General features: G+C 65.6%; 13 protein-coding genes. 8 read left to right on the top strand and 5 right to left on the bottom strand.

The window, feature by feature from the left end; translation table 11 throughout:
• Positions 1-69: 69 nt before the first annotated feature.
• Together G154_RS19830 and G154_RS19825 are read left to right on the top strand one after the other, a co-directional pair.
• Complete coding sequence (locus G154_RS19830) at positions 70-675, top strand: hypothetical protein (protein ID WP_234713086.1); 606 nt, start codon at positions 70-72, stop codon at positions 673-675.
• A 40-nt stretch (positions 676-715) separates the two neighbouring features.
• Entirely contained in the window at positions 716-1843 is a 1128-nt protein-coding gene (locus G154_RS19825) for an epoxide hydrolase family protein (protein WP_031601505.1), read from the top strand.
• On the opposite strand, the gene G154_RS19820 is transcribed toward G154_RS19825, so the two are convergent.
• Entirely contained in the window at positions 1824-3233 is a 1410-nt protein-coding gene (locus G154_RS19820; protein ID WP_019512704.1) for a cytosine permease, read from the bottom strand. The genes G154_RS19825 and G154_RS19820 overlap by 20 nt on opposite strands.
• A gap of 308 nt (positions 3234-3541) precedes the next feature.
• On the opposite strand from G154_RS19820, the gene G154_RS19815 reads away from it, so the two are divergent.
• Genes G154_RS19815 through G154_RS19800 form a run of 4 tightly spaced genes read left to right on the top strand, consistent with a single transcriptional unit; the run spans position 3542 to position 7644 of the window.
• On the top strand, positions 3542-4657 hold the full coding sequence (locus tag G154_RS19815) for an ABC transporter ATP-binding protein (RefSeq protein WP_019512703.1): 1116 nt from the start codon (positions 3542-3544) through the stop codon (positions 4655-4657).
• 44 nt (positions 4658-4701) lie between these two features.
• Entirely contained in the window at positions 4702-5886 is a 1185-nt protein-coding gene (locus G154_RS19810; protein ID WP_019512702.1) for a spermidine/putrescine ABC transporter substrate-binding protein, read from the top strand.
• Between the two features lie 34 nt (positions 5887-5920).
• A complete protein-coding gene (locus G154_RS19805) occupies positions 5921-6796 on the top strand; it encodes an ABC transporter permease (protein WP_019512701.1) in 876 nt (291 codons plus the stop codon).
• Entirely contained in the window at positions 6793-7644 is an 852-nt protein-coding gene (locus tag G154_RS19800; RefSeq protein ID WP_019512700.1) for an ABC transporter permease, read from the top strand. The genes G154_RS19805 and G154_RS19800 overlap by 4 nt, the downstream gene beginning before the upstream one ends.
• Before the next feature lie 30 nt (positions 7645-7674).
• Here G154_RS19800 and G154_RS19795 read toward each other — a convergent pair whose 3' ends face one another.
• Together G154_RS19795 and G154_RS19790 are read right to left on the bottom strand one after the other, a co-directional pair.
• Positions 7675-8487: an acyl-CoA thioesterase domain-containing protein gene (locus G154_RS19795; protein WP_019512699.1), complete on the bottom strand. Its 813-nt coding sequence runs from the start codon at positions 8485-8487 to the stop codon at positions 7675-7677.
• Positions 8488-8529: 42 nt separating this feature from the next.
• The gene (locus G154_RS19790) at positions 8530-9189 is read right to left on the bottom strand and encodes a nitroreductase family protein (RefSeq protein WP_019512698.1); all 660 of its coding nucleotides are present in this window, start codon (positions 9187-9189) and stop codon (positions 8530-8532) included.
• A 116-nt stretch (positions 9190-9305) separates the two neighbouring features.
• On the opposite strand from G154_RS19790, the gene G154_RS19785 reads away from it, so the two are divergent.
• Positions 9306-9776 carry an RDD family protein gene (locus G154_RS19785; RefSeq protein WP_019512697.1) on the top strand — a complete coding sequence of 157 codons (471 nt, stop codon included), beginning with the start codon at positions 9306-9308 and terminating at the stop codon, positions 9774-9776.
• Positions 9777-9831: 55 nt separating this feature from the next.
• Here the strand turns inward: G154_RS19785 and G154_RS19780 are convergent, their stop codons facing one another.
• Together G154_RS19780 and G154_RS19775 are read right to left on the bottom strand one after the other, a co-directional pair.
• Positions 9832-11220, bottom strand: coding sequence for a GntP family permease (locus tag G154_RS19780; protein ID WP_019512696.1), 1389 nt, complete (start codon positions 11218-11220; stop codon positions 9832-9834).
• On the bottom strand, positions 11220-11720 hold the full coding sequence (locus G154_RS19775; RefSeq protein ID WP_019512695.1) for a gluconokinase: 501 nt from the start codon (positions 11718-11720) through the stop codon (positions 11220-11222). The genes G154_RS19780 and G154_RS19775 overlap by 1 nt, the downstream gene beginning before the upstream one ends.
• 124 nt (positions 11721-11844) lie before the next feature.
• On the opposite strand from G154_RS19775, the gene G154_RS19770 reads away from it, so the two are divergent.
• Entirely contained in the window at positions 11845-12564 is a 720-nt protein-coding gene (locus tag G154_RS19770; RefSeq protein ID WP_031601502.1) for a FadR/GntR family transcriptional regulator, read from the top strand.
• Positions 12565-12569 lie beyond the last annotated feature (5 nt).

Genomic DNA, 12569 nt, shown 5'->3' with positions numbered 1-12569 from the left:
CCTGTCGGCGATACCCCGCTCTGTCAGCGGTTGTGTTCAGCGCGATTCTCAAGGCCGTACCCTGAGCCGGTGGCATGTGAGAACAACCATCTGGCGTGGTCTTTTGTGATCGCCTGCGGCGTGACGCTGGCAGTTGCCGGATGCGGCTCCCCCACCGTGATCGATACCGGCGAACCCTGGACGCCTGCGCAAAAGGCTTCGCCGACACCGGAATTGCCTGCGCATCGCACCAACGACCAACTCGCCGATGCCGCCGAGTTCTATGTTGCCGGGCCGGGACAGAAGGCCTATCACTTCACCACTCCGAGCGGACGGTGGCAATGCGCGATCATGCCGCACGCATCGGCAGGGTGCCAGCCGACCGGCGGGTCGGCGCTGTCGATCACCGGCGCGCCCGACGAGGTCGCCGGACCCGACGGCGAGGTGACTGCGCCCAACACCGTCCTGATCGACAGACACGGTGATGTCCAGTTCGTGACGGCCGACCCGGCCTCCTACGCCGTCACCCCGGGCCCGGCGGCGACGCTGCCGTTCGGACGGGTGCTCATGGTCGCGGGATTCCGCTGCAACGTGCAGGAGACGACCGGTATCTCCTGCGGCAGCGAGACCAGTGCCCGGGGATTCACGTTCTCGGCCGAGGGTTACCTGCCGGTGTACACCGATGTCGCCCACTGAGCCCTGAGCTCGCCGTGTCACGATGACCGGCATGACCGATGTGCACCCGTTCCGGATCGACGTCAGCGACGAGGCCCTGCAGGATCTGCGTCGGCGACTGGCCGATACGCGGTGGCCCGACGCCGAATGCGTCGACGACTGGAGCCAGGGCATCCCGTTGGCCTACACCCGCGAACTGGCCGCCTACTGGGCCGAGGGTTACGACTGGCGGGAGCGCGAACGGGCGCTGAACCGCTTCACTCAGTTCCGCAGCGTCATCGACGGCCTGGACATCCATTTCATCCACCAGCGCTCGCCCCACGACGACGCGCTGCCGCTGATCATCACCCACGGGTGGCCCGGATCGGTCGTCGAGTTCGCCAAGATCATCGAACCGCTGACCGATCCCACCGCTCACGGCGGCCGCGCCGAGGACGCCTTCCACGTGGTGTGCCCGTCGCTGCCGGGTTACGGATTCTCCGGTAAGCCCACCACCACCGGATGGGGAGTCGAGCGCATCGCGCTGGCTTGGGATGCCCTGATGCGGCGCCTCGGCTATCCGAGCTACGTGGCCCAGGGCGGTGATTGGGGCGCGGCGGTTACCACCCAGATCGGTCGAAACGGGCTGGGCTGCAGCGCGATCCACACCAATATGGCCATCGGCAAGCCGACCGAGGCCAGCTTGAACAACCCGTCCGAGGAAGATCGACGGGCCTTCGCCGCCATGAAGCACTACCGGAAGTGGGAATCCGGGTACTCCAAGCAACAGTCGACCCGCCCGCAGACCATCGGCTACGGCCTCGTCGACTCACCGGTGGCGCTGCTCGCCTGGATCGTGGAGAAGTTCTGGTCCTGGAGCGATTGCGACGGCCACCCCGAGAACGTCTTCAGTCGTGACGAACTGCTCGACAACGTGATGCTGTACTGGATCGGCGGCGCCGGCGCCTCGGCAGCCCGGCTGTACTGGGAGAGCTTCGCCGCGTTCGGCCCTCGCGAACCGGTCAGGGTGCCCACCGGTGTCGCCGAGTTCCCCAAGGAGATCCTGCGCTCACCGCGGGCCTGGTGCGAGGCGCACTACAACATCACCCGCTGGACCACGATGCCGCGCGGCGGCCATTTCGCCGCGTTCGAACAACCCGAACTGCTCGTCGAGGACGTCCGCGCCTTCTTCAGGACCGTGCGCGGCTGACGTACCGGTAGCCGCCGTACAGCACCGCCGCGACCGCGAAGTTGACGAAGTAGGCGATATCGGCGCCATGCCAGGCGGTCGCGACCGGGCCGGCGATCAAGGTGGTGTTCATGAAGGGAACTGCGGCGGCGTAGGAGACCACGAAGACAACCACCGCGGCGATCGCGTCACTGCGCGTGGTCCGGGCGGCGGCCACGTCGACAAAGTCGCCCGCCGACCGTGTCCGCAGAACCCAATCGATGACGATCACCGCAACGAAGGCCGGGATCCAGTAGCCGATCAGCAGCAACACGTCGAGAAATCGAGTGGCCGTATCGGCGGCCTGCAGCCACAGGATCAAGAAGAACGCACACACGGTGACCAGGACCGCAGAGATGGGACGCCGTACCCGGACCCCGAGGGTCTGCAGCGCGAGCGATCCGGAGTAGTCGTTCATGACCCCGGAGCCCACCGACGCCAGCGCGATGACGAGCAGGGCCACCGCGCCCAACGCGCCACCGCCCATGACATCGCGCACGCCCTCGGCGGTGTGATCGCCGAGTACGCCGGCCGCGGCGATACCGATGCCCTGCACGAAGACATAGGCGAGCACCATTCCGGCGAAGGTGTAGCCGAACACCCGCTTCCTCGACGACTCGACCGGCAGGTAACGGCTGAAGTCCGCCGCATAGCTCGCCCATGAGATGGTCAGGCTGAGCGCGATGGTCACTTCCATGACGAACGCGCCGGCGAGATCGGCACCCGACAGCGCCGTCGGAGTGACGACCTGGTGTCCGTGCACCAGGTTGATCGCGAAGACGACGAACATGGCGAACAACACCACGGTCAACACCGCCTGCAGCCGGTGGATCAGCTCGTAGCCGATGAATCCGACGGCGCCCTGCACGGCCAGCACGATCAGTACGGCGATCCAGAACGGGATGTCCAGCAGCAGAGCCAGTGCCTGGCCGCCGAACAATCCCACCAGGGCGTCCCAGGCGATCGAGGACAGCCACTGCAGCGCGGCGGGCACGGCCACCCCGGACCCGAACGCCAACCGGGCGCTGGGTAGCTGGGCGGTGCCGGTGCGCGGACCCCAGGTCGACAGATAGGCCACCACGAGACCGCCGAGCACGGTGCCGATGACCATCGCCAGCAGACCCAACCAGAACCCGAGGCCGAGCAGGATCGCCAGGGTCCCGGTGAAGACGCCGGTCATGTTCACCTGCGGGGCGAACCACACCGTGAAGAGGCGGGCCGGCGAACCGTATCGTTTGTCCGGCGCCACCGGGGCGATGCCGTGCGTCTCCACCGACAGATCCCCGACACCACTGGGCGACCGACCGCTGAATGAGGGTGAGGTCAGCGATCGATTCGTGGTCGGAGTGGCCCCCGCGCTGTTGCCGGTCATGGCAGTATTCGACCACGCCGCGTCCGCCAAGAGGCGACGGCCCGATTCCGACACCGATGGCCGTCAAGCCATCAGCGCAGCGGAATCTGGCCTCTTGCGCCATGGAACCTATGGAATCCATTGTCGGAATGTAAATTCGTTGCGGAATCGCTTGCGAAGGTCAGTGTGATGGGCGATTGTTGACCTACCGACCGCAATGCTGAGGAGGCCCAGTCCTGTCCGGTACAGACACCACCGCCGCGGACCCTGACACTGGCGAGGGCGGAGCAACGCTGCGCAAGGGCGACCCCGTCATCGAGATCGACCATGTGGTCAAGCGCTTCGATGACTACGTCGCCGTCGCCGACGCGGACTTCACGATCGCCTCCGGCGAGTTCTTCTCGATGCTGGGCCCGTCGGGTTGCGGAAAGACCACGACGCTGCGCATGATCGCCGGCTTCGAGACCCCCACCGCGGGCGCGATCCGGCTCGAGGGCGTCGACGTCTCGAAGGTTCCGCCGCACAAACGCAACGTCAACACCGTCTTCCAGCATTACGCCCTGTTCCCGCACATGACCGTCTGGGACAACATCGCCTACGGGCCGCGCAGCATGAAACTGGACAAGACCAAGGGCAAAGGGGAGATCGCCCGCCGCGTCGACGAGATCATCGAGATCGTCCGGCTCACCGATTTCGCCAAACGCAAACCGGCCCAGCTTTCCGGCGGTCAGCAACAGCGCGTCGCGCTGGCCCGTGCGCTGGTCAACTATCCGAGCGCCCTGTTGCTCGACGAGCCCCTCGGTGCGCTGGACCTCAAGCTGCGCCACGCCATGCAATTCGAGCTCAAACGCATCCAGCGTGAAATCGGGATCACCTTCATCTACGTCACCCATGACCAGGAGGAGGCCCTGACGATGAGTGACCGCATCGCAGTCATGAACGCCGGAAACGTCGAGCAGATCGGGACACCCGCCGACATCTACGACCGTCCCGCCACGGTGTTCGTCGCAGGTTTCATCGGGCAGGCCAACCTGTGGGCAGGCCGCCAGACCGGTCGGGTCAACCGCGACCACGTCGAGATCGAGGTGCTCGGCACCCGACTGAAATCACGGCCAGGCGAGACCACCATCGAATCCGGCGGTCACGCCACGCTGATGATCCGTCCGGAACGGGTACGGGTATCCACCGACGAACCCACCGGTGACCTCGCCGTCGTCCGGGGCACCGTGCGCGATCTGACGTTCCAGGGGCCCGTGGTGCGATTGGCCGTCGCCGCACCCGATGACTCGACCATCGTCGCGCACGTCGGTCCCGAACAGGATCTGCCGATGCTGCGCCCTGGAGACCCGGTGTATGTCAGCTGGTCCCCGGAAGCGTCCCTGGTTCTGCCCGCGGCCGACATCCCCACCACCGAGGATCTCGAAGAGATGCTCGACGAATCCTGAACCTGCGGGTTCACCGTCCTCCCCTCCCCGACGAAAGGCCAAGCATGTCCAACGAGATCGATCCCCGACTGCTGTCCCGACTGGCGGCCAACCGCACCAGCCGGCGGCGGTTCATCGGTGGCAGTGCTGCCACCGCGGCGGCGGCGATCCTCGGCTCGTCGTTCCTGGCGGCGTGCGGATCCGACAGCGGCAGCTCGTCCTCGGGATCATCGGATACCGGTGAGACATCCAGCGATACGCTGCGGATCTCGAACTGGCCCTTGTACATGGCCGACGGGTTCATCGCGGCCTTCCAGACCGCCTCCGGCCTGACCGTCGACTACAAAGAGGATTTCAACGACAACGAGCAGTGGTTCGCCAAGGTCAAGGAGCCGTTGTCGCGCAAACAGGACATCGGTGCCGACCTGGTGGTGCCGACCGAGTTCATGGCCGCCCGGGTCAAGGGGTTGAACTGGCTCAACGAGATCAGCGATGCCGGCGTTCCCAATCGCAAGAACCTGCGTCAGGACCTGCTGGACTCCAAGGTGGATCCGGGCCGAAAGTTCACCGCCCCCTACATGACCGGCATGGTGGGCCTGGCCTACAACCGGGCCGCCACCGGGCGCGACATCCGCTCGATCGACGACCTGTGGGACCCCGCCTTCAAGGGTCGGGTCAGCCTGTTCTCCGATGTGCAGGACGGCCTCGGGATGATCATGCTCTCCCAAGGCAACTCGCCGGAGAATCCCAGCACCGAATCGATCACCAAGGCCGTCGACCTGGTCCGGGAGCAGAAGGACCGCGGACAGATCCGCCGCTTCACCGGCAACGATTACGCCGATGACCTCGCGGCCGGCAACATCGCCGTGGCGCAGGCGTATTCCGGTGACGTCGTGCAGTTGCAGGCCGACAACCCGGACCTCCAGTTCATCGTCCCGGAGTCCGGCGGTGACTGGTTCATCGACACCATGGTCGTTCCGTACACCACCCAGAACCAGAAGGGTGCCGAGGCCTGGATCAACTACGTCTACGACCGGGCCAACTACGCGAAGCTGGTCGCCTTCACCCAGTTCGTGCCTGCGCTTTCGGACATGACCGACGAGCTGGCGAAGGTCGATCCGGCGGCGGCGAAGAACCCCTTGATCAACCCGTCGCCCGAGGTGCAGGCCAACCTGAAGTCGTGGGCCGCATTGACCGACGAGCAGACCCAGGAATTCAACACCCTCTACGCCGCGGTCACCGGTGGCTGACCACCCCACGACACGGCGGACGCGAGGAGCATAGATGGCAGGAGTCGCCGCCAGCAGCAGGCAGCGCAGCAAGATCGCCCCGTATCTGATGATCTTGCCGGCGTTGGCCTATCTCGCCATCTTCTTCGTGGTGCCGTTCGTTACCCTGGCCCGCACCTCGTTGTCCTCGTCCGGTGGGTCGGTGTATCTGCCGACGCTGACCTTCGACTGGAATTTCGGCAATTTCGTCGACGCGTTCACGCTCTACAAGGACCCGATCCTGCGGTCCTTCGGATACGCGGCGGCAGCCACCGTGCTGTGCCTGCTGCTGGCCTTCCCATTGGCCTATGTCATCGCGTTCAAGGCGGGCCGGTTCAAGAACCTGATCCTCGGTCTGGTCATCCTGCCGTTCTTCGTGACGTTCCTGATCCGCACCATCGCCTGGAAGACGATCCTGGCCGACGAGGGCTGGGTGGTCAGTGCGCTGGGGACCATCGGTCTGCTGCCCGATGAGGGGCGATTGCTCTCCACCAGCTGGGCGGTGATCGGTGGCCTGACCTACAACTGGATCATCTTCATGATCCTGCCGCTGTACGTCAGCCTGGAGAAGATCGATCCACGATTGCTCGAGGCATCCAGAGATCTGTATTCCGGTGGCACACGCAGCTTCCGGAAGGTGATCCTGCCGCTGTCACTGCCGGGTGTGCTGGCCGGCAGCATGCTGGTGTTCATTCCCGCGGTGGGTGACTTCATCAACGCCGATTATCTGGGCAGTACCCAGACCACGATGATCGGCAACGTGATCCAGAAGCAGTTCCTGGTGGTCAAGGACTATCCGGCGGCCGCGGCGCTGAGTCTGGGTCTGATGGGCCTGATCCTGGTCGGGGTGATTCTCTACACGAGGGCGCTGGGAACGGAGGACCTGGTATGACCGCCGTGCAGCGACCGTCGGCGTCCGAAGCCGGCCACGCGCACCCACCGAAAACCGTTCGGCCGCGCCCGAAGTGGGGTGACTACTCGCTGCGGATCGTCGCCGGACTGGTGCTGGTGTACCTCTTCCTGCCGATCGCGGTCATCGTGGCCTTCTCGTTCAACAAGCCGGCAGGAAAGTTCAACTACACCTGGCAGGGTTTCACCCTGGACAATTGGCTCGACCCGTTCAAGTACCCCGCCCTCACCGATGCGCTCAAGCTCAGCCTGGAGATTGCGCTCATCTCCACGCTGATCGCCCTCGTCCTCGGTTCGCTGCTGGCGATTGCGTTGGTGCGGCAACGTTTTCGCGGGTACCGGGCGGTGGACACCTTCGTGATCCTGCCGCTGACCGCCCCCGAGGTCGTGATGGGCGCCTCGCTGTTGACGCTGTTCCTGGACCTTGGGTGGGCGGCCGGCTATACGACGATCCTGATCGCCCATGTGGCCTTCGAGGTGAGCTTCATCGCGATGACGGTTCGGGCGCGGGTCCGCGGCTTCGACTGGACGCTCGAAGACGCGTCACTGGACCTCGGTGCCGGTCCGTTGCGGACCTTCTTCAAGGTCACCCTGCCGCTGATCGTGCCAGGTATCGTCGCCGCGGGCATGCTGTCGTTCGCCCTGTCCCTCGACGATTTCATCGTCACCTACTTCGTCAGCGGGTCGACCGTCACCTACCCGCTCTACGTCAACGCCGCGGTGAAGGCCGCCGTGCCACCGCAGATCAACGTGCTGGCCACCGCGATTCTGGTGATCAGCTTGGTCCTGCTGGCCGTCGGCACGCTGTATCGCCGCAAGGTCAAGGTGTAGACACCACCGAGCGCGGTCGGCACCCGCCGATCAGCGGGTGCGCTCCGGAAACCGATCATTGCGGAAGTCGATCTGGGCTGCGGCGTTGCTGATCGCGGTGACCATTCCGGAGCCGAACGGCCCGTGGCTGTCGAAGAGCGTCGAGGTGCCGACCGCTATTCCGTCTGCGGCCCAATGCGAATCGGCCTGGACACCGATCCACTCGTCGCGCGGTAAGCGTGCCAACGCCACGGTGAGATCACCGTTGATGTAGCCGACGCCGGCGGTGCCGAGGTTGGTGACCAGGCTCGTCCCTTCCGAGACCATCGCGGCCCGCACGAACGGCGAATTGCGGACGCCCTCGACGACGTCGATCGGCCTGTTCAGCATCCGTTTACGCGAGGTGTTCTGGTGATCGGCGATGGCGCCGGTCCATCCCAACGCATCGCTGCCCACCCCGATGCCCCGTTCCTCGTCGCGCACGACGGGCATCTCGAAGTCGGCCGTGCCCACCCACTCCTGGCCGTGCGGCGGTGCGGACAGCCGGTACTGGACCAGCGTCGCGCGTACCACCGTGACGCCGTCCTGGATCAGCTCGCACTCGGCGTTGCGCACCCGCCTGCCGTCGCGCACCATGGCCAGCTTGACGACGGTGGGTACCCCACGGGCCGCCTTGAACAGGTCCACCGTCAGACGGGTGGGCAGGAAATCGGGGTCACCGAACTGCGTTTCCAGGCACCCGGCCGCCAGTCCGACCAGAGCGGGCCCATTCAGGTGGTCGTCGCCCCAATGGCTCTGCGCATACCTGGTGGGCACGAAGGCCTCGTGGTCACGCCTGCTGAAATGAAACGGTCGTTCGGTCACTTTCGCATCGTCGCACGACGGCTGCGACCGCCACCGAGCGGCTCAGTGGGTCGTCCGCGTGGCCAGGACGTGATCGGCCGGTTCATCCCAGTGGTCCAGGTTGACCGCATGGGCGAGTGGACGTCGCCGCAACCTGCCGTGCCGGCCTTTCGGCCAACCCACCACGACGTGCCCACCCAACATCCAGTCGTTGGGTACGCCAACGGCATCACGCAGGATCTTCTCGCCGCCGTGGGATGCCCAGCTCGTCAGGCAGGCACCCAGGCCCTGCGCCCGCGCGGCGAGCAGAAAGTTCTGGATGGCCGGAAAGATCGATCCGCCGAGCAGCAATTCGGATGCGGTCGGAAAACGCTTCTGCGCGAACAAGATCGACGTGAATTCTGCAGCACGATCGTGCAACTCGTAGGTCGCCCTGTTGTTGCGGGCGACCAGATCGGTCTCCTGATCGGTGGGGCGGGTCATCCCGTAGACCGGCTCGATCACTTCCAGGACGTGGCGCGCGGCATCGGCCACCGCCGACCGCTGCTCGGGCGAGCGCAATACGATGAACCGCCAGGCCTGGGCGTTGGCACCCGACGGAGCCCAGGTGGCGGCCTCCAGGCACCGGGTCAGGGTGGTGTCGTCGACCGGTTCGTCGGTGAACCTGCGGATCGTCCGCGCGGTCGAGAGCACCTCCCAGACGTCACTGCTCGCTGTGGCCATCTGCGCACCCTAGCCTGCTCTCGCCTACCGGAGGGTGGTGTACGGCGGTCGGGCGCAGGCGCGGCTGATGTGCCCGCGCGGCACATACGAGGGCGGACCCGAGTAGGTTCACCGACATGACCACAGGTGGATTCGACCCCCTATCGACCAATTACGCCGCGTCCGGTCGCGTTCCCGGCGGCCTGCTCGCTCGATGGCTCGCGCGGGTCATCGACGGCATCCTGATCGCCATCGTCTCGGTTCTGCTGGCCTTCGTCACCGACTCACTGGACAGCATCTGGGTAACCGGTCTGTTCACCGGTCTGCTGACCTTCGTCTATTGCGTCGCCTTCGAGGTGACCCAGGGCTGGACGCCGGGCAAGAAGGTGCTCGGCCTGAGCGTGCACGGCGCAGGTGACGGCGGCAAGCCGACCTTGCGGCAATCGGCCATTCGCAACGCGTTCACGTTGCTGCCGATCATCCCGCTGATCGGTGGACTGCTCGGCGTGATAGCCATTCTGGTGATCGCGGTGACCATCAACAGCAGCGCCACCAAGCAGGGCAAGCACGACGAGCTCGCCGGCGGCACCCAGGTCGTCAAGAACTGACAACGACGAAAGCGCCCGAATCCAGTCGGATTCGGGCGCTTTCGTCGTACCGGCGTCAGATGAACAGGTCGAGGATCAAGACCACCGCCAGGCCGGAGACCGACAGCACGGTCTCCATGATCGACCAGGACTTGATGGTCTGTCCCACGCTGAGTTTGAAGTACTCCTTCACCAGCCAGAAGCCGGCGTCGTTGACGTGCGAGAAGAACAGCGAGCCTGCGCCGACGGCCAGCACGACCAGAGACACCTCGCCCGAGCTCATTCCCTCGATCAATCCGATCATCAACGACGATGCGGTGATCGTGGCGACCGTTGCCGATCCGGTGGCAAGCCTGATCGCCACAGCGAGACCCCAGGCCAGCAGCACCACCGAGATGTTGGTGCCCTCGGCGAGATTTTTCAGGGCGGTACCGATTCCGGTATCGACCAACACTTCCTTGAAGCCGCCGCCGGCGGCCACGATGAGGATGATGCCGGCGACCGGCGGCAGCCCGGATTCGACGCACTTGGTGATCTCGGCCCGGCTCATCCCGCCACCGCGCCCCAGCGTCACCATCCCGACGATGACCGCGATCAACAATGCGATCAGCGGGGTACCGAGGGTGTCGAAGATCTGCCGGAACCACTGGCCCTCATCGGCGATGAAGATGTCCACCAACGCCTTGCCCAACATCAACACGACCGGCAACAGCACGCTGAACAGCGTGACCGCGAAGGACGGCCGGCGACTCTGATCGCGATCGGCGGATTCGTCGGCATCGAAGGTATCCGGTGCGCCGACCACGACCCACTTGCCGGCGATCTTGCCGAACAGCGGACCCGCGACGACGATCGTCGGGATGGCCACAGCGACGCCGAGGGCCAGGGTCAGACCGAGGTCGGCGCCGAGGTAGCCGATGGCCGCCAGTGGGCCGGGGTGCGGGGGAACGAATCCGTGCATGGCCGAAAGCCCGGCCAGCGCCGGGATTCCGACGGTGATCAGCGACAGCCCGGACCTGCGGGCCACCAGATAGATGACCGGCATCAGCAGCACCAGGCCGATCTCGAAGAACATCGGCAGCCCGATGATGGCGCCGACCAGGGCCATCGCCCATGGCAACATGCGCGGTGACGACCGGCCGATGATGGTGTCGACGATCTGGTCGGCGCCACCGGAGTCGGCGAGCAGCTTGGCGAACATGGCACCGAGGGCGATGAGGATGCCGACACTGGCCGCTGTCTTGCCGAACCCGTTGGAGAACGAGGTCAGCACCGTGGCGAATTCCTCGCCGGCCACCACCCCGACCGTCACCGCGCCGAAGATCAGGCCCAAGAACGGATTCAGCTTCACCACGGTGATGAGCACGACGATGACCGCGATACCGGCAAGGAAGGCCAGCATCAGGTGTGGGGTGGAGGCGACGGGTTCGACGAGTTTGGGCGCGTCCGCCAACAGGGTGTTCATCAGGCCTCCAGTCCGGTGCGGGAAACGTATTCGTCGACGATGGAATCGATGCTCTGGCCGACGTCGATGGTCTCCCCGCGCTCAGCCGCGGTGAGTGGTTCCAGGGTGTCGAACTGGGAGGCCAACAGCGATGCCGGCATGAAGTGTCCGGGCCTGCTGGCCTGTCGGGCTCCGATGACCTCCGGTGTGCCACTGAGGTGGAGGAACCGCAGGCTTGGGCAGTGGTTGCGCAGTTGGTCGCGGTAGCGATGCTTGAGCGCCGAGCAGCTCATCACCCCACCGGTGCCGCACCGCTCTTCCAGCCAGTCACCGATCGCCTCCAGCCAGGGATGGCGGTCGGCGTCGTCGAGGGGCTCACCGGCGGTCATCTTGGCGATGTTCGCCGGCGGATGGAAATCGTCCGCGTCGGCGAAGGGCACCCGCAGGCGCTGCGCGAGTGCGGCGCCGACCGTCGATTTACCCGATCCCGAAACGCCCATCACCACGATTGGTGCCGTCATGTCCCCTACCGATCTCGCTGTGTCTGGCCTCACATAGCGTGCACCAATCGTCTGATTATTGCAAGCAAATAACGAGAAGAATCCGTTCTTATGTCCCGCCATGGGCCTATGACAGGATGTATAGGTGGTTACCTCGTCCAAGGTCAGCGCAGTCAGCGCTTTGCACGAGAACGTGCTGACCGCGCTCGGCACCGCCGTGGTGTCGGGCGCATACCCCGCCGGACAGGTGATCAATCTCGAACGAGTCAGTGCCGAGCACGCCGTGTCTCGCAGCGTGGCGCGCGAGGCCGTCCGCGTGCTCGAGTCCATGGGAATGGTCGCCTCCCGGCGCCGGGTGGGCATCACCATCCAGCCCCCCGAACACTGGAACGTCTTCGATCCCAGGTTGATCCGCTGGCGGCTGGACTCCGGCGATCGAGCCGCACAGCTGGTGTCACTGTCGGAGCTGCGCCGTGGGTTCGAACCCGCCGCCGCCGCGCTGGCCGCCCAGCGCGCCGATCCACACCACTGCCGCATCATGGCCGCGGCGGTCTCGGACATGGTGATGCACGGCCGGTCCGGTGACCTGGATTCATATCTCCAGGCGGACAAGGTATTTCACCGGACACTGCTGGAAGCCAGTGGAAACGAGATGTTCCGGGCACTCAACGCGGTGGTCGCCGAGGTCCTCACCGGGCGCACCCACCACGGCATGATGCCTGCGGCACCCGAGCCCGAAGCCATCGCACTGCACGACGAGGTCGCCCGCGCCATCCGATTACGCGACGCCGACGGCGCCGAACGCGCCATGCGCGCCATCATCGACGAGGCCAGTGCGGCCGTCGCCGACGATCCGGTGAGGTGATTGAC

Source organism: Mycobacterium sp. VKM Ac-1816D, from assembly GCF_000416385.1.
GTDB lineage: Bacteria > Actinomycetota > Actinomycetes > Mycobacteriales > Mycobacteriaceae > Mycobacterium > Mycobacterium neoaurum_A.
Note: the sequence above shows the minus strand (reverse complement) of the source record. Positions and strands in the feature narration are given on the sequence as shown.